Raw genomic sequence first — 247 nt, forward strand, 5'->3', positions numbered from 1 at the left:
GTTAAAGGCCGGTTAAATCGCTTAGTCAAAGAGCAAAAACATTTATCAACACTAAAAAATCATGGTTTATCACCAAGAAGAAAATTACTATTAGCAGGAAAACCAGGTACAGGTAAAACTTATACGGCATCTGTACTTGCAGGAGAATTAAATTTCCCTTTATTTGAAGTCCGCCTTGATGCGGTGATTACTAAATATTTAGGTGAATCTTCAGCTAAATTACGTCAAATATTTGATGCTATTAGAG

Annotated in this window: 1 protein-coding gene; it reads left to right on the forward strand. The window is 34.0% G+C overall.

What is annotated here, in order from left to right; translation table 11 throughout:
* On the forward strand, positions 1-247 hold a 247-nt coding region (locus AAEY62_RS24025; RefSeq protein WP_350636976.1), incomplete at both ends, for an AAA family ATPase.

Origin of the sequence: Pseudoalteromonas sp. GW168-MNA-CIBAN-0100, from assembly GCF_040309225.1 — a bacterium.
GTDB classification, from domain to species: domain Bacteria; phylum Pseudomonadota; class Gammaproteobacteria; order Enterobacterales; family Alteromonadaceae; genus Pseudoalteromonas; species Pseudoalteromonas arctica.